Annotated in this window: 21 protein-coding genes and 1 tRNA gene; 13 read left to right on the plus strand and 9 right to left on the minus strand. The window is 71.4% G+C overall.

Annotated features, from left to right (window positions below; all coding sequences use genetic code 11):
• Positions 1–8: 8 nt before the first annotated feature.
• Positions 9–1,328 carry a DUF4032 domain-containing protein gene (locus AC3RJ7_RS03820; RefSeq protein WP_491454499.1) on the minus strand — a complete coding sequence of 440 codons (1,320 nt, stop codon included), beginning with the start codon at positions 1,326–1,328 and terminating at the stop codon, positions 9–11.
• A gap of 205 nt (positions 1,329–1,533) precedes the next feature.
• Positions 1,534–2,634, minus strand: a complete 1,101-nt coding sequence (locus tag AC3RJ7_RS03825; RefSeq protein WP_491454500.1) for an ABC transporter ATP-binding protein — start codon at positions 2,632–2,634, stop codon at positions 1,534–1,536.
• Positions 2,635–2,930: 296 nt separating this feature from the next.
• Between AC3RJ7_RS03825 and AC3RJ7_RS03830 the strand changes: the two genes are divergently transcribed.
• The 3 genes from AC3RJ7_RS03830 to AC3RJ7_RS03840 all read left to right on the plus strand — a co-directional run bounded on the left by AC3RJ7_RS03830 (position 2,931) and on the right by AC3RJ7_RS03840 (position 5,058).
• Positions 2,931–3,857 carry a DsbA family protein gene (locus AC3RJ7_RS03830; RefSeq protein WP_491454501.1) on the plus strand — a complete coding sequence of 309 codons (927 nt, stop codon included), beginning with the start codon at positions 2,931–2,933 and terminating at the stop codon, positions 3,855–3,857.
• Positions 3,858–3,955: 98 nt separating this feature from the next.
• Positions 3,956–4,028: transfer RNA gene (locus AC3RJ7_RS03835), tRNA-Thr, on the plus strand.
• Between the two features lies 1 nt (position 4,029).
• Positions 4,030–5,058 carry a DMT family transporter gene (locus AC3RJ7_RS03840; RefSeq protein WP_491454502.1) on the plus strand — a complete coding sequence of 343 codons (1,029 nt, stop codon included), beginning with the start codon at positions 4,030–4,032 and terminating at the stop codon, positions 5,056–5,058.
• Here AC3RJ7_RS03840 and AC3RJ7_RS03845 read toward each other — a convergent pair.
• Positions 5,042–5,590, minus strand: a complete 549-nt coding sequence (locus AC3RJ7_RS03845) for a nitroreductase family protein (protein ID WP_491454503.1) — start codon at positions 5,588–5,590, stop codon at positions 5,042–5,044. The genes AC3RJ7_RS03840 and AC3RJ7_RS03845 overlap by 17 nt on opposite strands.
• Positions 5,587–5,991 carry a peptide-methionine (R)-S-oxide reductase MsrB gene (gene msrB, locus AC3RJ7_RS03850; protein ID WP_491454504.1) on the minus strand — a complete coding sequence of 135 codons (405 nt, stop codon included), beginning with the start codon at positions 5,989–5,991 and terminating at the stop codon, positions 5,587–5,589. The genes AC3RJ7_RS03845 and msrB overlap by 4 nt, the downstream gene beginning before the upstream one ends.
• A 191-nt stretch (positions 5,992–6,182) precedes the next feature.
• On the opposite strand from msrB, the gene AC3RJ7_RS03855 reads away from it, so the two are divergent.
• The 6 genes from AC3RJ7_RS03855 (at position 6,183) to AC3RJ7_RS03880 (ending at position 11,777) form a co-directional block, all read left to right on the plus strand.
• Positions 6,183–6,479: a DUF3263 domain-containing protein gene (locus tag AC3RJ7_RS03855; protein ID WP_491454505.1), complete on the plus strand. Its 297-nt coding sequence runs from the start codon at positions 6,183–6,185 to the stop codon at positions 6,477–6,479.
• Positions 6,480–6,506: 27 nt separating this feature from the next.
• Positions 6,507–7,049 (plus strand): LytR C-terminal domain-containing protein, encoded by a 543-nt coding sequence (locus AC3RJ7_RS03860; RefSeq protein ID WP_491454506.1) that lies wholly within the window; start codon positions 6,507–6,509, stop codon positions 7,047–7,049.
• A gap of 207 nt (positions 7,050–7,256) precedes the next feature.
• Positions 7,257–7,460, plus strand: coding sequence for a cold-shock protein (locus AC3RJ7_RS03865; protein ID WP_491454507.1), 204 nt, complete (start codon positions 7,257–7,259; stop codon positions 7,458–7,460).
• Between the two features lie 150 nt (positions 7,461–7,610).
• On the plus strand, positions 7,611–8,663 hold the full coding sequence (locus AC3RJ7_RS03870; RefSeq protein WP_491454508.1) for a DUF3048 domain-containing protein: 1,053 nt from the start codon (positions 7,611–7,613) through the stop codon (positions 8,661–8,663).
• A 161-nt stretch (positions 8,664–8,824) separates the two neighbouring features.
• Positions 8,825–10,444, plus strand: a complete 1,620-nt coding sequence (gene groL, locus AC3RJ7_RS03875) for a chaperonin GroEL (RefSeq protein WP_244853078.1) — start codon at positions 8,825–8,827, stop codon at positions 10,442–10,444.
• Between the two features lie 145 nt (positions 10,445–10,589).
• On the plus strand, positions 10,590–11,777 hold the full coding sequence (locus AC3RJ7_RS03880) for a hypothetical protein (RefSeq protein WP_491454509.1): 1,188 nt from the start codon (positions 10,590–10,592) through the stop codon (positions 11,775–11,777).
• Between the two features lie 33 nt (positions 11,778–11,810).
• Here the strand turns inward: AC3RJ7_RS03880 and AC3RJ7_RS03885 are convergent, their stop codons facing one another.
• The 4 genes from AC3RJ7_RS03885 to AC3RJ7_RS03900 form a co-directional block, all read right to left on the minus strand.
• The gene (locus AC3RJ7_RS03885; protein WP_491454510.1) at positions 11,811–12,101 is read right to left on the minus strand and encodes a WXG100 family type VII secretion target; all 291 of its coding nucleotides are present in this window, start codon (positions 12,099–12,101) and stop codon (positions 11,811–11,813) included.
• A 124-nt stretch (positions 12,102–12,225) separates the two neighbouring features.
• Positions 12,226–14,043 carry a sensor histidine kinase gene (locus AC3RJ7_RS03890; protein WP_491454511.1) on the minus strand — a complete coding sequence of 606 codons (1,818 nt, stop codon included), beginning with the start codon at positions 14,041–14,043 and terminating at the stop codon, positions 12,226–12,228.
• 31 nt (positions 14,044–14,074) lie between these two features.
• On the minus strand, positions 14,075–14,767 hold the full coding sequence (locus AC3RJ7_RS03895) for a response regulator transcription factor (protein ID WP_130353365.1): 693 nt from the start codon (positions 14,765–14,767) through the stop codon (positions 14,075–14,077).
• A 56-nt stretch (positions 14,768–14,823) separates the two neighbouring features.
• On the minus strand, positions 14,824–15,498 hold the full coding sequence (locus AC3RJ7_RS03900) for a helix-turn-helix transcriptional regulator (protein WP_491454512.1): 675 nt from the start codon (positions 15,496–15,498) through the stop codon (positions 14,824–14,826).
• 89 nt (positions 15,499–15,587) lie between these two features.
• Between AC3RJ7_RS03900 and folE the strand changes: the two genes are divergently transcribed.
• From folE to AC3RJ7_RS03920, 4 genes are read left to right on the plus strand one after another with little or no spacing between them, the layout of a single operon-like run.
• The gene (gene folE, locus AC3RJ7_RS03905; RefSeq protein ID WP_491454513.1) at positions 15,588–16,217 is read left to right on the plus strand and encodes a GTP cyclohydrolase I FolE; all 630 of its coding nucleotides are present in this window, start codon (positions 15,588–15,590) and stop codon (positions 16,215–16,217) included.
• 1 nt (position 16,218) lies between these two features.
• Positions 16,219–17,463, plus strand: coding sequence for an NAD(P)/FAD-dependent oxidoreductase (locus AC3RJ7_RS03910; RefSeq protein WP_491454514.1), 1,245 nt, complete (start codon positions 16,219–16,221; stop codon positions 17,461–17,463).
• Positions 17,460–18,383, plus strand: a complete 924-nt coding sequence (folP, locus tag AC3RJ7_RS03915) for a dihydropteroate synthase (protein ID WP_491454515.1) — start codon at positions 17,460–17,462, stop codon at positions 18,381–18,383. The genes AC3RJ7_RS03910 and folP overlap by 4 nt, the downstream gene beginning before the upstream one ends.
• Positions 18,380–19,129, plus strand: a complete 750-nt coding sequence (locus AC3RJ7_RS03920) for a pyrimidine reductase family protein (protein ID WP_491454516.1) — start codon at positions 18,380–18,382, stop codon at positions 19,127–19,129. Before folP ends, AC3RJ7_RS03920 begins: the two co-directional genes overlap by 4 nt.
• A 21-nt stretch (positions 19,130–19,150) precedes the next feature.
• Here the strand turns inward: AC3RJ7_RS03920 and AC3RJ7_RS03925 are convergent, their stop codons facing one another.
• Complete coding sequence (locus tag AC3RJ7_RS03925; protein WP_491454517.1) at positions 19,151–20,794, minus strand: DNA repair helicase XPB; 1,644 nt, start codon at positions 20,792–20,794, stop codon at positions 19,151–19,153.
• Between the last annotated feature and the right edge of the window lie 13 nt (positions 20,795–20,807).

Genomic DNA, 20,807 nt, shown 5'->3' on the forward strand with positions numbered 1-20,807 from the left:
CCGGCGCGTCAGACCTTGAGGCGCCAGTCGTCCTCGTCGTCGGGGTCGATCGCGCTGATCGCCGCCGTCTCGGTCGGCACGACCTCCATCGCCGCCGTCACGGCGCCGGTCGGCGGGCCGATGACGGTCGCCTCGTCGCGCCGGTGCCGCAGCACCTCGTTGACGTAGGACGTCACGGCCTCGGCGAGCGGGATGTCGTGCCCGGCGCGCTGCGCCATGAACCACCGGTGCTCGAGCAGCTGGTGGAACACCTCGGCCGGCTCGAGCTTGCGGCGCAGCTCGATCGGGATCGCCCGGACGACCGGCTCGAACACCCGCATGAGCCACTCGTGCGCGACCATCTCCTCGTCGAGATCGGCCTTGCCGTACGCGGCACGGTACGAGTCGAGGTCGTTGAGCAGGCGCCGCGCCTGGTTCTCGCCGGCGTCGAGCCCCGTGAGGCGCAGCAGCCGTCGCTGGTGGTGGCCGGCGTCGACGACCTTCGGCTGGATGCGCACGGTCGTGCCCGAGGCATCCGTCTTGATCGCGAGCTCCTCGACGTCGAAGCCGAGCTCGTTGAGCCGGTTGACCCGCTCGGTGATGCGCCAGCGCTCGGCGCCGGGGAACGACTCGGAGCCCGTGAGTTCGCTCCAGAGCTTGCGGTAGGCGTCGACGATGCCGTTCGAGATGCGCACGGGGTCGAGCTCGTCGGCGACCCGGCCGCCGGCCTCGAGGTCGAGGAGCTCTCCCGCGATGTTGACCCGGGCGATCTCGAGGTCGTTCTCTCGCTGCCCGTTGGAGAGGCCGCCCTCGTAGAGCTTGCCCGTCTCGGCGTCGACGAGGTACGCCGCGAACGCGCCGGCGTCACGACGGAACAGGGTGTTCGAGAGCGACACGTCGCCCCAGAAGAACCCGACGATGTGCAGGCGCACGAGCAGCACCGCGAGGGCGTCGACGAGGCGGGTCGCGGTGTCGGGGCGCAGCGTCTGCGAGAACAGCGCCCGGTAGGGCAGCGAGAAGCGGAGGTGCCGGGTGACGAGCACGGGCTTGAGCTCGTCGCCCTCGTCGTCGGTGCGGTTCGTGATGACCGCGACGGGCTCGACGCAGGGGATCTCGAGCCGCTGCAGGGTGCGCAGCATCTCGTACTCGCCGCGCGCCATCTCGGCGGTCGTCTCCTTGATGGCGACGACGTGGCCGCCGAGGTGGGCGAAGCGCACGAGGTGGCGCGAGATGCCCTTCGGCAGCGCCGCGATGGCGTCGCTCGGCCAGGCCTCCAGCGGCAGGTCCCACGGCAGGTCGAGGAGCGCCGGGTCGGTCATCGCCGAGGTGATCGAGAGGGAACCGCTCATACGTCGATCCTTCCAGTGCGCGCACCGTTTCAGGAATTCGTACGCGATTCAGGACGGAATCGCGGGGATCGCCCTGACGAGCGGCTCATTTCCTGAAACGCGGATGCCGCGGGGCGGCGCGGCGTCTCAGGCCCGGGCCATGCCCGCCGGAGACGACGATGCCGGCCGGGCCGAGGCCCGACCGGCATCGATCGTCATGGATGCGTCAGCTGACGACGGCCTTGTTGCCGAGGCGGTCGCCCGACTCCGCGTCGAAGAGGTGCACGTGGTTCGGCGTCGCGGTGAGGTACACCTTGTCGCCGGCGTTCGGGTGCGCGCGGCCGTCGACGCGGGCGACGATGTCGGTGCGCTTGCCCTCGACGGTCGAGTGGCCGTACAGGTAGCCGTCGGCGCCGAGCTCCTCGACGAGGTCGACGTCGACCTCGAGGCCCTCGCCGGGGGTCGACGACACGACGATGTCCTCGGGGCGGACGCCGATGGTGGCGATCGTGTTCGTGGTCTCGGCGAGGATGTCGCGGTCGACCGGCACGACGGCCGAACCGAACTTGACGCCCGCCTCGGCGAGGTCGGCGTGGAAGAGGTTCATCGCGGGCGAGCCGATGAAGCCGGCGACGAACACGTTGTTCGGCTTCTCGTAGAGGTCGCGCGGGGTGCCGACCTGCTGGAGCACGCCGTCCTTCAGGACCGCGATGCGGTCGCCCATGGTGAGCGCCTCGGTCTGGTCGTGCGTGACGTAGACCGTGGTGACGCCGAGGCGGCGCTGGAGCGACGCGATCTGGGTGCGGGTCTGCACGCGGAGCTTGGCGTCGAGGTTCGACAGCGGCTCGTCCATGAGGAAGACCTGGGGCTGGCGCACGATGGCGCGGCCCATCGCGACGCGCTGGCGCTGGCCGCCCGAGAGGGCCTTCGGCTTGCGGCTCAGGTACGGCTCGAGGTCGAGCAGCTTCGCGGCCTCGAGGACGCGTGCGGCGCGCTCCTCCTTGCCGACGCCCGCGATCTTGAGCGCGAAGCCCATGTTCTCGGCGACGGTCATGTGCGGGTAGAGCGCGTAGTTCTGGAAGACCATGGCGATGTCGCGGTCTTTCGGGGGCACGTCGGTGACGTTGCGGTCGCCGATGAAGATGTTGCCGTCGTTGACCTCTTCGAGGCCCGCGAGCATGCGGAGCGACGTGGACTTGCCGCAGCCGGACGGGCCGACGAGCACGAGGAACTCGCCGTCGGCGATCTCGAGGTCGAGCTGGTCGACCGCGGGGCGGGTGCCGCCCGGGTAGAGGCGGGTGGCCTTGTCGAACGTGACTGACGCCATGTTGATTTCTCTCCTTCACCGGCAGGTACGTGCCGGACGATCCGTAGTGAATGGAAGCGCGTCGACGATGACGCCTCCTCAGTATCGCATGCGCGAGCGTGTGCTCCGTCCACGGAGGCGGATGCCTCGGGGCCGCGTGCGCGGGGGAGTCGACGCGGCAGCCGTGGTGACGCGAGGGCGTGTGCTCGGCCGGCGTCCGGCTCCCGTTTGGGTGATTCCCAGACGCCGCTCCTACTATCGTGTTCACGTGCGCCCCTCGGTTTGGCGCGCCCACACAGCGACCGGAGTGACCATCGATGAGCAATGGCGGATCGAACCAGCCACGCCCCACCCGTAATCAGCAGCGGGAGGCTGCGCGCGAGAAGGCGCGCGAGCTTCGCGAGGCGCAGAAGAAGCGCGACCGCCGCAACAAGGTGCTGCTCCAGGGCGGAATCATCGTGGCGGTCATCGCCGTCGCAGCCCTCGTGGGCACGCTCATCTTCAACAGCGTGAAGCCGGCAGGCCCGGGCCCCGCCAACATGGCGAGCGACGGCATCCTGCTCACGGGTGCCGACGGCACGATCACCCCGGTCGAGACCCCGGCGCTCGCCGCCGGGGCGACGCCGACGCCCACCGAACAGGACGACAGCGGCACCGTCGCGAACATCGTCGTCTACGTCGACTACCTGTGCCCCTTCTGCGGCCAGTTCGAGACGACGAACGGCGAGGCCATCCGCACGATGGTCGAGCAGGGCGCCGCGACGCTCGAGACGCACCCGCTCGCCATCCTCACGAACCGCTCCGCCGGCACCCAGTACTCGCTGCGGGCGGCGAACGCCGCCGCGTGCGTCGCCGACTCCTCGCCCGAGGCGTTCCTCGACTTCAACGCGCTGCTGTTCGAGAACCAGCCCGAAGAGGGCACGGCCGGGCTCACGAACGACGAGCTGAAGGAGTACGCGAAGCAGGCCGGCGTCGCGTCGCCCTCGACCGTCAACAGCTGCATCGACGACAAGCAGTTCCACCCGTGGGTGCAGAAGGCCACCGAGCGGGCCCTCACCCAGCCGGTGCCGAACTCCGAGCTCGAGTCGATCAAGGGCACGCCGACCGTGCTCGTCAACGGCCAGCAGTACGTGGGCTCGCTGACCGACCCCGCCGAGTTCCAGTCGTTCGTGCTCCAGGCGACCGGTCAGGCCTTCTCGGAGTCGAACTCGACCCCGACGCCCACCCCGACGCCCGCGGGCTGATCGGTCCCGATCCCGCGGAGGCCCGGCGCATGCGCGCCGGGCCTCCGTCGTCTCCGCGCGCCGAGTAGGATTGTCGAGGCCCGGCGTCGACGGGCCATGCCGGCTTGGCGCAATTGGTAGCGCACCGTACTTGTAATACGGGGGTTGCGGGTTCAAGTCCCGCAGTCGGCTCTTGACCGAGCATTCCGCCGACGTGCACCAGCCGCACCAGCACGCCGAGCGCACGCGCATGCCGCGCTGGATCGCCGTCGTGCTGGCGATCGTGTTCGGTGCCTGCACCGCGTTGCAGTCGCGGGTCAACGGAGCGCTCGCGGCCGACCTCGGCGATCCGTTCGCGGCGGCCGCGATCTCGTTCGGTTCGGGACTCGTGATCCTCGTCGTGGCCCTCTGCGTGTGGCGTCCGGGGCGGCTCGGGCTCGCTCGGGTGACGGACGCGCTCCGTACGCGCCGGCTCGCCTGGTGGATGGTGCTCGGCGGGTTGAGCGGGGCCTGGTTCGTCACGACGCAGGGGCTGTCGGCCGGCATCCTCGGCGTTGCGATGTTCACGGTCGCGATCGTGGCGGGGCAGACCATCGGCGGCATCGTGTTCGACCTCGCGGGGCTCGGCCCGGGCGGGCGCCGGCCGCTGTCGCCGACGCGGGTGCTCGGTGCGCTGCTCGCACTGGCCGCGATCGGCTGGGCCGTCTCGGCGCAGCTCGCCCACGACGTGCCGCTCGCCCTCATGCTGCTGCCATTCGCAGCAGGCCTCGCGGTCGCCTGGCAGCAGGCGGTCAACGGCCGCGTCAAGGCCGAGGCGTCGAGCGCCCTCACCGCGGCGTTCGTCAACTTCGCGGTCGGCACGGTCGCCCTCGTCGTCGTGGCGGTCGCGCACGGCACCGCGGCCGGCTGGCCCGAGCGCATGCCGAGCGAACCCTGGCTCTACGCGGGCGGCGCGATCGGGTGCGTGTTCATCGCGGGCCAGGCACTCGTCGTCCGCGTGGTCGGCGTGCTCCTGCTCGCCCTCTGCGGCGTCGCCGGGCAGCTCGCCGGCGCACTGGCGCTCGACCTCCTCCTGCCGACCGGCCGCGCCGTCGACGCCGCGACGATCGGCGGCACGCTGCTCGCGCTCGCCGCCGTCGCGGTCGCCTCGATCCGATGGTCGCGTCACCGGCACCGCTCCGAGGGTGTCGCGCGGCCCGGCGAGGTCAGTCGAGCGAACTGAACCGAGGCGGTTCCGACGGTCGGCGGGGCGCCCGCTCACCGTCGCGGCCGCCGACGTAGAGCCACCCGAGCAGCTGCTCGTTCGGGGCGAGCCCGTGCATCTCCGCGACGGCCGGATGCCTCGTATGGGGGCCGGTGCGCCACATGACGCCCCATCCGGCCTCGTCCAGCAGCAGGCTCAGCAGGTGCCCGACCCCGGCCGCCGCCGCGTCCTGCTCCCACTCGGCCGCCTTCGGGTGCAAGGTCCGTCGAACGACGAGCGCGATCAGGAGCGGCGCCCGAAGCGGCTTGGCCGCGAGCTTGTCCGCCGCAGGCCCCTCCAGTCCGGACGCCGCGGCGAGCGCGGCGCCGAGCCGTTCGCGCGCGGCACCGCGGAGCGCGATCGTTCGCCAGGGCCGGAGCCCGGCATGGTCGGCCACCCGCTCCGCCGCCTCGAGCAGCGCGAGCAGTTCCGCGTCGTCGGGCGAGGCATCCGTCACCTTGGGGGCCGAGCGGCGCTGGAGCGCCGCCCGGCGAGCCGAACCCGTCGTCACCGCGGCTCGGGGGTGAAGCCGAGCGCGAGCGAGTTCATGCAGTAGCGGTCGCCCGTGGGCGTGCCGAACCCGTCGGGGAAGACGTGACCGAGGTGCGAGCCGCAGGCCGCGCAGCGGACCTCCGTCCGCACCATGCCCAGCGAGCGGTCCTCGATGAGCTCGACCGCCTCGGGGCGCACCGACTCGTAGAAGCTCGGCCAGCCGCAGCCCGAGTCGAACTTCGTGCCGCTCTTGAAGAGCTCCGCGCCGCAGGCGCCGCAGGTGTAGACGCCCGCGCGCTCCTCGTCGAGCAGTTCGCCCGACCACGGCCGCTCGGTCGCCGCCTCGCGGAGCACCGAGTATCGCGCGGGGTCGAGTTCCGCGCGCCACTCCTCATCGCTCTTCTGCACGGGGTGTGACATGGGCGCTCCTCTCGTTCGCGTGATGGTTCCATCGTCGCAGTTCCCGGAGGGTGCGACGACATCCGATGCAACGCCCCACGACGGCCGGGTGTTCCACGAGGACACACGTCGCCGTGCGGCGGCCTCCCGGCGCGCGTTGCCTAGGATGTGCTGCAGGCGGGCCGCCCCGGCTCGCGCGACGGGAGGATCGGATGAGCGCCGAGCGCGTGCCGCACCGCCCCGACGACGACCCGCTCGACGATCGCCAGGTGCGCGTGCTCGCCTTCGAGGCGCGCGCATGGCAGCAGCCGGCCCGCAAGGCCGAGGCGATCCGCGAGGAGTTCGGGATCTCCGCCGCCCGTTACTATCGGATCCTCGGCGAACTCATCGATTCGCCGGCGGCCCTCCGCCACGACCCGATGCTCGTCAAGCGACTGCAACGGCTGCGGTCGGCGCGCCGGGCGGCGCGATCGCAACGTTCGCTCTCCCTCGGCCGACCGCTCGACTGAGCGCGGCCCCGACCCGATCTGGACCCCATGGCGCAGAAGTTCCCCCGCGACCGCTTCGACTCGATCCCGCACGGCATCGACCGCGTCGGCGCGCACCGCGCTCCCGCCCGCCGGGGTGCGAAGTGGATCCGGTTCGGCTGGGCCGTGCTCGCGACCGTCGTGCTGGCCGGCATCGGCATCGTCGCCGTCATGGTCTTCAACGACCGGTTGAACATGTCGGGAGGACCCGAGGCGACGCCCTCGGCATCGCCGGTGGCGACGGCCGAGCCGACGATCGCCCCGATCCCGGTGACCGTGCTCAACGGGACGACGACGGCGGGACTCGCCGCCAAGGCGAGCGAGGCCCTCACGGCCGGCGGCGTCACGGTCGGCGCCGCCGCGAACGCCAGCGAGAACGACCTCACCACCACCGTGGTGTACTACGCGACGGCCGACCTCGAGGGAGCGGCCCGCGGGGTCGCCGGGCTCCTGCCCGGCGCCGACGTGCGACTCTCGGAGACGTTCGCCGAGACGGGGACCCCGCTCGTGGTCGTACTCGGCTCGGACTACGCGGAGGCGTCGGCCGGCTGACCGTTCGGTCGAATCGTTGCCATTCTGCGACCATTCGTTGCGGCACCCCTCTTGTGCACGGGATGTCGCGTCTGTGAGTATCTGGAATTGGTCGCTCGAGCCCGTGCGGATGCCAGGAGCCTGGCGTCGCGCGACAGCGTGCCGAGTCGGCCCGGTACAGGCGACAGGCACGTGCTGATCGACACACTGCAGTTATGGGAGCAACGCATGGCGAACGGAACCGTCAAGTGGTTCAACGCTGAAAAGGGATACGGCTTCATCACCGTCGACGACGGCGGCCAGGACGTCTTCGTGCACTACTCGGCCATCGACATGGCCGGCTACAAGGTGCTCGAAGAGGGCCAGCAGGTCGTCTTCGAGGTCGGCGCCGGGGCGAAGGGGCCGCAGGCCGAGGCGGTGCGTCCCGCCTGAGCGACATCCGAGCGTTCCGAACGCGTCGCCGGATCGGCGGCGCGTTCGGTGCGTCCGGGGCCGGAACTCGCGGCGTTACGCAGGCGCCGGCTCCGGCGTGTCCGCGTCCGATCGTGGGCCTGGCGACGGCGCCGTGGCTACGATGACGGCATGGTGAAGGGGGTTCGCCCTGGCGCTCGACGCACGGTCGTCGCCGTCGTGCTCGCGGCCGCGGCGCTGCTGACCACGGCCTGCCAGGGGCCTCGGCCTGAACCGACCGAGACGCCCGCGCCGACCGCCGAGCAGCGCCCCGCCGGGAGCTCGGAGGCCGTCCCGATCGCGTTCTCGCCGCTTCGCGGCACGCCGACCGATCCGGCGGCGCCCCCGCGTCCCTCGCTCGCGGTGAAGATCGACGACCACGAGGAGGCGCGCCCGCAGATCGCGCTCAATCGCACCGACCTCGTCTTCGAGGAGCTCGTCGAGGGCGGCCTCACCCGCTACTTCGCCGTCTGGCATTCCGACGTGCCCGACACCGTCGGGCCGGTACGGTCGATCCGCCCGATGGACCCCGACATCGCGACGCCGCTCGGCGGGATCATCGCGTACTCCGGCGGACAGGACCAGTTCGTCGCGATGATGATGGCGACGCCGCTCGAGAACATCGTGTTCGACTACGACGAGACCGGGCTCTTCTTCCGGGCGGACGAACGGCCGGGACCGCACGACGTCATCCTCCGCTCGAAGGAGGCCGTGGCCCGCAACGCGAAGCTGTCGCCGCCCGACGTGCAGTTCGCCTACGGCACCGCCGACCCGCTCGCCGACCCCGCCCTCGAGGCGGCGCCGACGTCGAAGATCGCGCTCGTGTTCTCGGAGGCGCGCAACCCCTCGTGGGACTGGGATGAGGGGGCCGCCATGTGGCTGCGCTCGCAGGAGGGGACGCCCGACACGCAGGAGGGCGGCGAGCGCGTGCGCGCGACGAACGTCGTCACGATGCGCGTCGGCATCGACTGGCGCTATGGCGAGGTTCCGAAGACCGTCATGGTCGGCTCGGGGGAGGCGTGGGTGTCGGTGGCGGGCCGTACGGCGCACGGCACCTGGAAGAAGGACTCGAGCGCCGCCCCCATCGTGCTCACCGCCGCCGACGGATCGCCCATGCGGCTCGCGCCGGGCAACACGTGGATCGAACTGGTGCCGGAGTCGGGTTCGGTCGGCTTCTCGCAGTGAGTCGCCGGCGCGCGGCGGACGTGTTCGCCCGGAGCGTGCTGCGCGGCCCCGTGCTCGCTTGCACTCCCAGCACGAGAGTGCCAGAATCTTCTTAGCACTCACTCGTTTTGAGTGCTAAACCACGAATCTTTGAAACGTCCGAGAAGGGACGAGAGACACACATGGCAAAGATCATTGCTTTCGACGAAGAGGCCCGCCGCGGCCTCGAGCGTGGCCTCAACACGCTCGCCGACGCGGTCAAGGTGACCCTCGGCCCGCGCGGTCGCAACGTCGTGCTCGAGAAGAAGTGGGGCGCCCCCACGATCACGAACGACGGCGTGTCGATCGCCAAGGAGATCGAGCTCGACGACCCGTACGAGAAGATCGGCGCCGAGCTCGTCAAGGAGGTCGCCAAGAAGACCGACGACGTCGCTGGTGACGGCACCACGACCTCGGTCGTCCTCGCCCAGGCGCTCGTCCGCGAGGGCCTCCGCAACGTCGCCGCCGGCGCCGACCCCATCTCGCTGAAGCGCGGCATCGAGAAGGCCGTCCAGGCCGTCGAGGCCGAGCTGCTCTCGAGCGCGAAGGAGGTCGAGACCAAGGAGGAGATCGCCGCCACGGCTTCGATCTCGGCCGCCGACGAGCAGATCGGTGCGCTCATCGCCGAGGCGATCGACAAGGTCGGCAAGGAGGGCGTCGTCACCGTCGAGGAGTCGAACACCTTCGGCACCGAGCTCGAGCTGACCGAGGGCATGCGCTTCGACAAGGGCTACCTGTCGGCGTACTTCGTCACCGACCCCGAGCGCCAGGAGGCGGTCTTCGAGGACCCGTACATCCTGATCGTCAACAGCAAGGTCTCGAACATCAAGGACCTGCTGCCCATCGTCGACAAGGTGATCCAGACCGGCAAGCAGCTGCTCATCATCGCCGAGGACGTCGACGGCGAGGCCCTCGCGACCCTGATCGTGAACAAGATCCGCGGCATCTTCAAGTCGGTCGCCGTCAAGGCCCCGGGCTTCGGCGACCGCCGCAAGGCGCAGCTCCAGGACATCGCCATCCTCACCGGCGGCCAGGTCATCTCGGAGGAGGTCGGCCTCAAGCTCGAGAACGTCACCCTCGACCTGCTCGGCCAGGCCCGCAAGGTCATCATCACCAAGGACGAGACGACCATCGTCGAGGGTGCCGGTGACGAGGAGGCCATCGCCGGTCGCGTCGCGCAGATCCGCAAGGAGATCGACAACACCGACAGTGACTACGACCGCGAGAAGCTCCAGGAGCGCCTCGCCAAGCTCGCCGGCGGCGTCGCCGTCATCAAGGCGGGCGCGGCCACCGAGGTCGAGCTCAAGGAGCGCAAGCACCGCATCGAGGACGCCGTCCGCAACGCGAAGGCCGCCGTCGAGGAGGGCATCGTCGCCGGTGGTGGCGTCGCCCTCATCCAGGCCGGCAAGACCGCCTTCGAGAAGCTCGAGCTCTCGGGCGACGAGGCGACCGGTGCGAACATCGTCCGCGTCGCGATCGACGCGCCGCTCAAGCAGATCGCGCTCAACGCAGGTCTCGAGCCGGGCGTCGTCGTCGACAAGGTGCGCAACCTCCCGACCGGCCAGGGCCTCAACGCCGCGACCGGCGAGTACGTCGACATGCTCGAGGCGGGCATCAACGACCCGGTGAAGGTGACCCGTTCGGCGCTGCTCAACGCGGCCTCGATCGCCGGCCTCTTCCTCACCACCGAGGCCGTCGTCGCCGACAAGCCCGAGAAGAACCCGGCTCCGGTCGGCGACCCGACGGGTGGCATGGACTTCTAAGCAGTCCGAGCATCAGCGCGAAGGGCGCCTCCTCCGGGAGGCGCCCTTCGTCGTGCGTGCCCGCCGGGGCAGCTCGACCGGCTCGTGGCTGAATCGTGATCGGACGAGGGCCGGCTCGGCGTGTCGTCCTCAGTAGGGTGAGGCCATGCACAGCACCGCCCTGCGGCGGCGACCCGGCGTCGTCGTGGCCACTGCGATCGTCGTCCTGCTCACCGGCTGCACGGTCGCGGAGTCCGCGGAGCCCGCCGAGACCGTCGAGCCGTCCGCAACCGGGTCGGCATCGCCCGCCCCGGCACCGATCGACGCGCCGATGCCGCGACTCGGGATCGACTGCGACGAGGTGCTGCCGCTCGAGACGATCGCCGGGTTCCTCGGCGACGGCGTCGCCGAGGTTCGATCGGTCGACCTCGGTGCGATCGCATCGCCCGACGCCTCGGCCGGTGCGCAGCTCGGCGCACTGGAGTGCACCTGGGACGACGGAAGTGCAGCCGGCACGTGGACGGGGCCGGCCGAGCGGGCGCAGTCCGCGAAACTGCAGATCCTCCCGGGCGCCGAGGAAGCCGCGCTCGACTACGTGTCCACCTATGCGGGCTCCGGCCTGCCTGCCCCGTACGGCGCGACGGCGCTCGGCCCCCGCTGCGTGCTCTTCGAGGTCGACGGGTTCTGCGAGCTGCACGGCTGGCTCGCCGGATCGTGGATCGTGCTCCAGGTCGACGGCATCGTCCTCGACGAGCACGACACCGAGGCATCGCTGGCCGCGGAGTTCACCGCGATCACCGACGACGTCGTCGACGCGGTCGCGGCGGCGGGCGAACCGTCGGCCGTGTGGAAGCCGCCGACGTCCGCCGTCGACATCTCCGAGTGCGGACGACTCGAGACTCCCGAGGAGGTCGAGCAGATCACCGGCCTCCCGGGGCTCCGGTTCGGCCCGAACTGGGACGGGCCCCGCATCGGCCAGTACTGGTACGCGATGACGACCGTCGGTGCCCTCCGGTGCTCCATCGGTTTCGCCGACCGGGATGCGGACTTCGGGCGGGTGGCATACCTGCCCGGCGGCGACTGGCGCTACCTGCTCGAGCGCGAGGCATGGCTCGCCGCGGGTGGCACCGCGGTCGCGGTCGAGGGGCTCGACGAGGACGACGCCGTGCTCCGCTGCGCCGACGAATCGGAGCCCTGCGTGCTCGACCTGCGGCTCGACCGGGACTGGCTGCGGATCTCGTTCCCCGAGGTTCCGCCCGACACGGTGACCTACCTGCCCGAGGGCGTCGACTTCGCCGCCGCCCGGCAGTCGATCGTCGAGCTGGCGAACCACCTCGTCGCGACCGCGGGCTGAGCCGGGACGAACGGCTCGCCCGCGGGAGCGGAGTCAGCGCAGGAACAGCCGGGCGTTCGCCTGCTCGGCGTCGGCGTACTGGGTGGCGGCGAGGCCGAGGGCCTGGTTGAGGCCGACGAGGCTCTGCTCCACCTGCGACTGGGTCGCCCGCCAGTCGGCGACCGCGCCCTGGAAGGCGGACGAGGCCTGGCCCGACCACGACGACTGCAGCCCGGTGAGCTGCGACATGAGGGCGGCGACGTCGGACTGGATGCGACCGATCGTGCCCTGCACGGTCCGGGTGGCGGCGGCGACCTGGTCGGCGTCGACGTGGTAGCTGGTCATCGGCATTCCTCTCGTTGGGTGTACCCCAACGCTAGGCGGGCGTCGAGGCGGTCCCGAGGGCGCGCGAGCGACCGTGGACCGATCGCAACCGGTGCCGTCTGTCGAGGACGGGTCGTCGAGCGGATCAGTCCTCGGTGATCGGCTGCGGCGCTGCGGCGGACCCCGCCAGCGGAAGCATGACGCGGAAGGTCGCACCGCCCCCGGGGGTCTCCACGACGTCGACCGTGCCGTTGTGCGCGGCGACGATCGACGAGACGATCGCGAGGCCGAGACCGGAGCCGCCCGTCTCGCGCGTGCGGGAGGTGTCGGCGCGCCAGAAGCGCTGGAAGATCTTCTCGCGGATCTGCGGCGGGATGCCCTCGCCGTGGTCGATGACCTCGACCATCGCCCGCTCCTCGACCGGATCGATGCTCACCCGGATCTCGATGGGCGAGCCGTCGGTCGTGAACCGCATGGCGTTGCCCATCAGGTTCGTGATCACCTGGCGGATCTTGTTCTCCTCGGCGAGGACGATCGCGCGCTGCACCGGAGCAGGGGCACCGGAGCCGATCGGCACCGGCATCGTCGGTGCGGGACCCGTCGATCCGGCCGCGTCCGTGCGCGCCTCGGACGCCTCGCGGTCGACGCCGGCGGCGTCGAGCTGGCGACGGCGCTGCGCCTCGCGCCCGGCCCCTCGCGAGGACGTGCGCCGGGCGGCCGGAGCGAGCCGTCGTCCGCGGAGCCGCGCGAGGGTGGCTCCGGCGAAGGCGATCGCACCCGTGGAGCGCATGGGCGACTGATCGAGGTCGACGGCGAGCTCCACGGGCTCCGAGGCATCCTCGACGGTGCCCGCCTCGGGCGCGATCACGGTGACGGTGCGGTCGGGATGCGCCGCCATGGTGTCGAGGGCCGCGTCGCGGGCGAGGGGGACGAGGTCGACCTCGGCGAGTTCGAGCGGCTTCGCCTCGTCGAGGCGGGCGAGGGCGAGGAGGTCCTCGACGAGGCCGCCCATGCGGATGGCCTCCTTCTCGATGCGCTCCATCGCCTGGCCGACCTCTTCGGGCGACTGCAGCGCGCCCATGCGGTAGAGCTCGGCGTAGCCGCGCACCGAGACGAGCGGCGTGCGCAGCTCGTGCGAGGCGTCGCCCACGAAGCGGCGCATCTGGTCGATCGTGCGCGCGCGGTCGCGGAACGCGCGGTCGATGCGGTTGAGCATCGTGTTGAGCGAGCGGTTCAGCCGGCCGACCTCGGTGTTCGGGGTGGCACCGCCGAGTCGCTGGCTGAAGTCGCCGTCGGCGATGGCCGCGGCGGTGCGCTCGACCTCGCGCAGCGGCGCGAACGTGCTCGTCACGAGCATGCGGGTGAGCAGGGCTCCGACGAGCACGACGCCGAGCCCGAAGCCGAAGAAGATGGTGAGGTAGACGGCGAGGAGGCGCTCGGTGTCCTTCGACGAGATGGCGATCATGATCGGCACGAGGGTGCCGTGGGAGTCGGCGGTCATGAGCGTGCTCACGGCGCGGAACGTCGCGTTGTCGTCGGCGTCGTCGAGCGCGAAGATCTCGTAATGGCCGTTGTTGAGCGAGGTGACCTTCGCCTGGGTGAGCGTCGACGGGATCTTCGGCCACTCCGCCTCGGGGCGGTCCTCCCAGTTGCTGCGGAGGAACTCGCCGCTCGACGTGTAGATCGCGACGAACACGTCGTCGCTCGCGCTGAAGTCGAGCTGGTTGAGGTTCGTCTGCGCCCTGGGCCGGTCGCTGTCGATCTCGAAGTACTTCGAGAGCCCGTCGCCCGACGCGAGCGACTGGAGCTTCGACTCCATCTGGTCCTCGACGTACGAGCGCAGCATCGCCGCCGTGCCGATGCCGGAGACGAGCAGTCCGAGCGTCAGCATGAGCACCGTCACACCCGTGATCTTGGTGCGCAGTGAGATGCGGTTCCACCGCTCGAACATCGTCTGATTCATGGCTGGGCGAGTCTAGGCGGCGGAACCTGAGTCAGGGCTTGGAGCTCTTCAGCATGTAGCCGAAGCCGCGCTTGGTCTGGATGAGCGGCTCGGTCGAGTGCTGGTCGAGCTTGCGACGCAGGTAGGAGATGTAGCTCTCGACGATCCCGGCGTCGCCGTTGAAGTCGTACTCCCAGACGTGGTCGAGGATCTGCGCCTTCGACAGCACCCGGTTGGGGTTCAGCATGAGGTAGCGGAGCAGCTTGAACTCGGTGGGGGAGAGCTCGACCGGCACGTCGCCGACGAGCACCTCGTGGGTGTCCTGGTCCATCGTCAGTTCGCCGGTGCGGATGACCGCGTCCTCCTCCGCGTGCATCGTGCGGCGCAGGATGGCCTTGATGCGGGCGACGATCTCGTCGAGCGAGAAGGGCTTGGTCACGTAGTCGTCGCCGCCGACGGTGAGGCCGGTGATCTTGTCCTCCGTGTCGTCCTTCGCGGTGAGGAAGAGGATCGGCGCCGTGTAGCCGGCGGAGCGGAGGCGCTTGGTGACGCCGAAGCCGTTCATGTCGGGCAGCATGACGTCGAGGATGATGAGGTCGGGCTCCTCCTCGAGCACGGCCGAGATGGTCTGCGCACCGTTGCCGACGGCGCGCACCGCGAAGCCCGCGAATCGCAGGCTGGTGGTGAGGAGGTCGCGGATGTTGGGCTCGTCATCGACGATGAGAATGCGAGGTCCGTCGCTCATGGCTCGATTCTCTTGACGTTTGCTGAAACCTGCCTGTGAGTCGTGTGGACGGTGCTTCAATGCGGCGCGCCGACGATGCGGATGCAGCACGCCCCCGCGCCGGGATCGAGCCGTACGCGTGCCGGGTCGGAGCCTGTCGAGCCCGCCATGCCGCACACGAGGGAGTGGTTGAGTTCGCACACCACGCCGGGATGCGCGCGCGCCAGCCGGTGGAACGGGCAGGTGCCGAGCACGACGCCGTCGTCGCCGTCGGTGCGCGGTTCGAACCCGGCGTCGCCGAGTGCCACGGTGAGATCGTCGGATGCCTCGGCCAACCGCCGCCCGGCCTGCTCGGCCGCTTCGCGGAGCGCGTCGCGCACGGGTACCCCGTCGTCGACGGCGCGGCCGATGGCCTCGGCCATGACACTGCCGCCGAGCTCGTACAGTCTCGTCGGAATGGTCAGGGCGATCTCGTCGTCGGCGCGTCGATAGAGCTTCGCAGGGCGACCGGCGCCCGGCCCGGTGCGTCCGGTGAGGCGGCGGGACTCGGTCGTGAGCAGCCCCGCGTCGACCAGCCGGTCGAGGTGGAAGGCGGCGGTCGACCGGGGCAGGTCGAGGGCCTCGGCGACGTGATCGCGCCCGACCGCCTCGGGAGCCGACGCGACGAGGTGGTACACGCGGCGACGGGCCGGGTCGGCGAGTGCGCCGGCCGCCCGGATCGCCTCGGTCTCGCCCTGCGCTGGGGTGGCCATGGCTCGATCCTATCTCTAAATGCAGGAAATATTGACAAAAGAATGGCACCGGCCTAGCCTCGGCATCGAGGGGCCCGGGAGGAACACACATGTCGTCGATCGAATTCGCCGCCGAGGCGCCGAGGCTCCACGCCGTCACCGCCGACGAGGCGGCGCACGCCATCGATCGCGACGGCGCGATCGACGCCGTGCGGGCACTGCTCGTCGCGCTCGGGCGCGACGTCGAGAGCGAGCATCTCGCCGAGACCCCCCGCCGCGTGGCGGACGCCTACATCGAGCTGCTCTCGCCGCGCCCGTTCACGCCGACGACGTTTCCCGGCGAGGGGTACGGCGAACTCGTCGTCGTCCGCGACATCCCGTTCGACTCGCTCTGCGAGCACCACCTGCTGCCCTTCCGAGGGGTCGCCCACCTCGGGTACGTCCCGGGCGACCGCATCATCGGCCTGTCGAAGCTCGCTCGCGTCGTCGAGCAGTACGCCCGCGACCTGCAGGTGCAGGAGCGGCTCACCCGGCAGGTCGCCGACCGGCTCGTCGAGGTGCTCGAGCCCGAGGGCGTCGGCGTCGTGATCGAGGCCGAGCACCTGTGCATGTCGCTGCGCGGCGTGCAGGCGCCCGGCACCCGCACGGTCACGAGCGCGCTCGCCGGCGTCGTGCGGGACGACGACCGCATCCGCCGTGACTTCCTCGACCGCTGCGGCATCGGAAGAACGGAGCACTGAGATGCCTGATGAACGAATCGTGATCGTCGGCGGCGGCCTGGCCGGCGCCCGGGCGGCGGAGGGCGCGAGGCGGGCCGGTCACACCGGTCCGATCACGATCGTCGCCGGCGAGGACGCGATGCCCTACATCCGGCCGCCGCTGTCGAAGGAATACCTGACCGGCTCGGCCGAACGCGACGTCGTCGACGTGTTCCCGGTCGAGTGGTACGACGACGAGCAGGTCGAGGTGCTGCGCCGCGCCCGCGCGACGGAGCTCGATCCCGACGCGCACCGGTTGCGGCTCGGCGACGGCCGGACGCTCGCCTACGACCGGCTCCTCCTCGCGACGGGTGCGAGCGCACGGCGGTGGCGGGCGCCGGAGGGCGAGCTCGACGGCGTGCACGTGCTGCGCACGTTCGCCGACTCCGAACGCCTCCGGGCCGCGCTCGCGGGCGGCGATCGACGCATGGTGGCGATCGGCGCGGGCTGGATCGGCCTCGAGGCCACGGCGGCCGCGCGCGGCTACGGCGACGAGGTCACCGTGATCGCACCCGAGGCGGTGCCGCTCGCCGCCGCCGTCGGCAGCGCGGTCGGCGAGGTGTTCGCCGAACTGCACCGGTCGAACGGGGTCGACCTGCGCCTCTCGACCGGCGTCGCCGGCATCCGCGGGGCCGGCGGGCGGGTGACGGGCGTCGAGCTCGACACCGGTGAGACCGTTCCCGCCGACCTCGTCCTCGTCGGCATCGGCGCCGTCCCCGAGACCGGCCTCGCGGAGGCGGCCGGCCTCGAGGTCCTGGGCGGCATCGTGACAGACGCCTCGTTCCGCACGAGCGCGGACGACGTCTACGCCGTCGGGGACGTCGCGAGCGTCTACCACCCCGTGCTCCAGGCCCACCTGCGCATCGAGCACTGGGCCAACGCCGAGAACGCCGGCCGGGCGGCCGGCCGGGCGCTGGCGGGCGAACGGGTGCGGTACGACGAGATCCCGTACTTCTACACCGACCAGTACGATCTCGGCATGGAGTACTCGGGGTACGGCACGCTCGCCGACGGCGTCGAGCCGGTGTTCCGCGGCGACCGCGCCGCGCGCGAGTTCATCGCGTTCTGGCAGCGGGAGGGCCGTGTCGTCGCGGGCATGAACGTCAACGTCTGGGACGTGAACGACCAGGTGCAGCGGCTCATCCGCTCGGGTTCGCGCATCGACCCGGTGAGGCTCGCCGACGCCTCGGTGCCCCTCGAGCAGCTCGTGGCCGAGGCATCCGCGTGACGTCGGAGCCGGCCGGCTGGGTCGACCCGAACCTCGCCCGGCCGGTGCGCGCGATCGCCGGTCGGGAGGTCGACTTCCGGCGCGAGATCGCCGTCATGGCCGTCGTCAACCGCACGCCCGACTCCTTCTACGACCGTGGCGCCACCTTCGGCCTCGACGCCGCGGTCGCCGCAGGTCGCCGGGCGATCGAGGCGGGCGCCGCCTGGATCGACATCGGCGGCGCCAAGTTCGGGCCGGGGCCGGCCGTTCCCGTGGCCGAGGAGATCGACCGGGTCGTGCCCGTCGTGGCTGCGCTCGCGGGCGCCGGTGCCGCGCTCTCGGTCGACACCTTCCACGCCGAGGTCGCCGCCGCCGCGATCGCCGCGGGCGCCGACGTCATCAACGACACGACGGGCGTGCACGACCCCGCGCTCGCCGAGGTCGTGGCCGACTCCGACGCGACCCTCGTCATCACGCACAGCCGTGCCGAGCCGCGCCAGTGGTTCCCGATGCCGCAGTACGACGACGTCGTGGGCGATATCAGCGCGTTCCTCGAGCAGCGGGTCGCCCTCGCCGTCTCGCGCGGCGTGCCCGAGGAGCGAATCGTGCTCGACCCGGGGCACGACCTCAACAAGAACACCCTGCAGACCCTCGAGCTCACCCGCCGGTTCGGCGAGTTCACCCGGCTCGGCTTCCCGCTCGTCGCCGCCGTGTCGAACAAGGACTTCATCGGCGAGAGCCTCGACCGACCGCGCGGCGAGCGCCTCGCGGGATCGATCGCCGCCGCCGTGTTCTGCGTCGCCCAGGGGGCGCGCATCCTGCGCATGCACAACGTCGCCGAGTCGGTCGACGCGGCGCGCATGGTCGAGGCGATCATGGGATGGCGCGAACCCGCCTACCTCGCGCACAACATGGTCGACGGACCGAACGAGGAGACATGACCGAGACGACGGACAGCGGCGGGCACACCGAGGCGCCCGGCGTCGACCGCGAGGGGTTGCTCGAGGCGTACGCCCTCGCCGACCGGGCGACGCCCCGCGTGCGGATGAACTTCGTCTCGAGCCTCGACGGCGCCGTCACGATCGACGGCCGGTCGGGCGGGCTCGGCGACGCGGCCGACCGGCTCGCCATGGGCGTCATGCGCACGCTCGCCGACGTGCTGCTCGTCGGCGCCGGGACCGTGCGGGTCGAGGGATACGGCGGCGTGCGGCTGAGCAGGGCGAACACGGCCTGGCGGCGCGCGCACGGCCTGCCCGGCCAGCCCCGGCTCGCCGTCGTGTCGTCCGCGCTCGAGCTCGAGCCGCAGCATCCCTTCTTCGCCGACGCGAGCGCCCGCCCGCTCGTCGTGACGCACGGGGCATCCGATGCGGGGCGACGGGCCGCGCTCGCCGAGGTCGCCGACGTGCTCGTGTGCGGCGACGACGCGGTCGACCTGCGTGTCGCGGTCGACGCGCTCGCCGCGGCCGGGCTGCCGCAGGTGCTCTGCGAGGGCGGTCCCCACCTGTTCGGGTCGCTGCTCGAGGCCGACCGCGTCGACGAGCTCTGCCTGAGCCTCAGCCCGACGATCGTCGGCGGCGACGCGGGGCGCATCGTGCGGGGCGTGCCCGAGCAGGATCGGCCCATGCGGCTTCTGCACGCCATCCCGGCGGGCGACCTGCTGCTCCTGCGCTACGAGCGGGCGCGCTGAGCCGTCGCGACGAGCGCCCGGTCAGGCCGCCTCGAGCGCGTGCGCGTCGAGGATCGTGTAGCTGTAGCCCTGCTCGGCGAGGAACCGCTGCCGGTTCTGCGCGAAGTCCTGGTCGACGGTGTCGCGCGCGACGAGCGTGTAGAAGTTCGCGCTGAGGCCCGACTCCTTCGGCCGCAGCAGGCGCCCGAGCCGCTGTGCCTCCTCCTGCCGCGAGCCGTACGACCCCGACACCTGGATCGCGACGGTCGCCTCGGGCAGGTCGACCGAGAAGTTCGCGACCTTCGACACCACCAGCACCGGTGTCGTGCCGTCGCGGAACTCCTGGAACAGGCGTTCGCGTTCATCGACGGGAGTCGCGCCCGTCAGCTGCGGGGCGTCGAGGGCGTCGGCGAGCTCCTCGATCTGGTCGAGGTACTGGCCGATCACGAGGATGCGCTCGCCCGCGTGGCGGGCGACGAGCTCCTTCACGACGCCGAGCTTCGCGGGCGCGGTCGCCGCGAGCCGGTAGCGCTCGTCGTCGGCGGATGCCGCGTACGCGAGCCGCTCCGACTGGGGCAGGTCGATGCGCACCTCGTAGCAGGCCGCGGGGGAGATGAAGCCCTGCGCCTCGATCTCCTTCCACGGGGCGTCGAAGCGCTTGGGGCCGATGAGGCTGAAGACGTCCCCCTCGCGCCCGTCCTCCCGGACGAGGGTCGCGGTGAGGCCGAGCCGGCGGCGGGCCTGCAGCTCGGCGGTGAGCTTGAACACGGGGGCCGGCAGGAGGTGCACCTCGTCGTAGACGATGAGGCCCCAGTCGAGCGCGTCGAGGAGGGACAGGTGGGCGTACTCGCCCTTCCGCTTCGCGGTGAGGATCTGGTACGTCGCGATCGTGACGGGCTTGACCTCTTTCACCTGCCCCGAGTACTCGCCGATCTCGTCGGCCGTGAGGCTCGTGCGCTTCAGCAGCTCGTCGCGCCACTGGCGGGCGCTCACCGTGTTCGTCACGAGGATGAGCGTCGTCGTCTTGGCGGTCGCCATCGCGCCGGCGCCGACGAGGGTCTTGCCGGCGCCGCACGGCAGCACGACGACTCCCGACCCGCCGTCGAAGAAGTTGTCGACGGCCTTCTGCTGGTAGTCGCGGAGGTGCCAGCCGTTCTCGACGAGGTCGATCCCGTGCGGCGTGCCAGGCGTGTAGCCGGCCAGGTCCTCGGCCGGCCAGCCGAGCTTCACGAGCTCCTGCTTGAGCTGCCCGCGCGCCCAGGGCGCCACGAGGAAGCTCGTGTCGTCGATGCGGTCGCCCACGAGCGGGGCGATCTTCTTCGCACCCACGACCTCGGTGAGCACCGCGAGGTCGCTGCTCGCGAGGCGCAGCGCCCCGTCGTCGGTCCGATCGATCACGAGCCGGCCGTAGCGGCCGACGGTCTCGCGCAGGTCGACCGCGACGGTCTGCGGCACCGGGAACTTCGCGTAGCGCTCGAGCGTGCCGAGCATGTCGTCGGCGTCGTGGCCGGCCGCCCGCGCGTTCCAGAGGCCGAGCCGCGTGATGCGGTAGGTGTGCACGTGCTCGGGCGCGCGCTCGAGCTCGGCGAACACGGCGAGGTCGTGCCGCGCGTCCTCCGCGAGAGGGTGCGCGACTTCGAGGAGGACCGTGCGGTCGCTCTGAACGATGAGTGGGCCGTCCGACATGACCGTCCAGTCT

This window comes from Agromyces solani (assembly GCF_058349925.1).

Excerpts from the sequence above, each read along its gene's own strand:
- AC3RJ7_RS03925 (WP_491454517.1), bottom strand. The coding sequence starts at position 20,794 with ATGTCGGACGGCCCACTCATCGTTCAGAGCGACCGCACGGTCCTCCTC.
- AC3RJ7_RS03920 (WP_491454516.1), top strand. The coding sequence starts at position 18,380 with ATGACCGAGACGACGGACAGCGGCGGGCACACCGAGGCGCCCGGCGTC.
- AC3RJ7_RS03830 (WP_491454501.1), top strand. The coding sequence starts at position 2,931 with ATGAGCAATGGCGGATCGAACCAGCCACGCCCCACCCGTAATCAGCAG.
- AC3RJ7_RS03895 (WP_130353365.1), bottom strand. The coding sequence starts at position 14,767 with ATGAGCGACGGACCTCGCATTCTCATCGTCGATGACGAGCCCAACATC.
- AC3RJ7_RS03865 (WP_491454507.1), top strand. The coding sequence starts at position 7,257 with ATGGCGAACGGAACCGTCAAGTGGTTCAACGCTGAAAAGGGATACGGC.
- groL (WP_244853078.1), top strand. The coding sequence starts at position 8,825 with ATGGCAAAGATCATTGCTTTCGACGAAGAGGCCCGCCGCGGCCTCGAG.
- AC3RJ7_RS03885 (WP_491454510.1), bottom strand. The coding sequence starts at position 12,101 with ATGACCAGCTACCACGTCGACGCCGACCAGGTCGCCGCCGCCACCCGG.
- AC3RJ7_RS03825 (WP_491454500.1), bottom strand. The coding sequence starts at position 2,634 with ATGGCGTCAGTCACGTTCGACAAGGCCACCCGCCTCTACCCGGGCGGC.
- AC3RJ7_RS03900 (WP_491454512.1), bottom strand. The coding sequence starts at position 15,498 with ATGGCCACCCCAGCGCAGGGCGAGACCGAGGCGATCCGGGCGGCCGGC.
- AC3RJ7_RS03910 (WP_491454514.1), top strand. The coding sequence starts at position 16,219 with ATGCCTGATGAACGAATCGTGATCGTCGGCGGCGGCCTGGCCGGCGCC.
- AC3RJ7_RS03820 (WP_491454499.1), bottom strand. The coding sequence starts at position 1,328 with ATGAGCGGTTCCCTCTCGATCACCTCGGCGATGACCGACCCGGCGCTC.
- AC3RJ7_RS03890 (WP_491454511.1), bottom strand. The coding sequence starts at position 14,043 with ATGAATCAGACGATGTTCGAGCGGTGGAACCGCATCTCACTGCGCACC.
- AC3RJ7_RS03880 (WP_491454509.1), top strand. The coding sequence starts at position 10,590 with ATGCACAGCACCGCCCTGCGGCGGCGACCCGGCGTCGTCGTGGCCACT.
- folE (WP_491454513.1), top strand. The coding sequence starts at position 15,588 with ATGTCGTCGATCGAATTCGCCGCCGAGGCGCCGAGGCTCCACGCCGTC.
- AC3RJ7_RS03855 (WP_491454505.1), top strand. The coding sequence starts at position 6,183 with ATGAGCGCCGAGCGCGTGCCGCACCGCCCCGACGACGACCCGCTCGAC.
- msrB (WP_491454504.1), bottom strand. The coding sequence starts at position 5,991 with ATGTCACACCCCGTGCAGAAGAGCGATGAGGAGTGGCGCGCGGAACTC.
- AC3RJ7_RS03860 (WP_491454506.1), top strand. The coding sequence starts at position 6,507 with ATGGCGCAGAAGTTCCCCCGCGACCGCTTCGACTCGATCCCGCACGGC.
- AC3RJ7_RS03870 (WP_491454508.1), top strand. The coding sequence starts at position 7,611 with ATGGTGAAGGGGGTTCGCCCTGGCGCTCGACGCACGGTCGTCGCCGTC.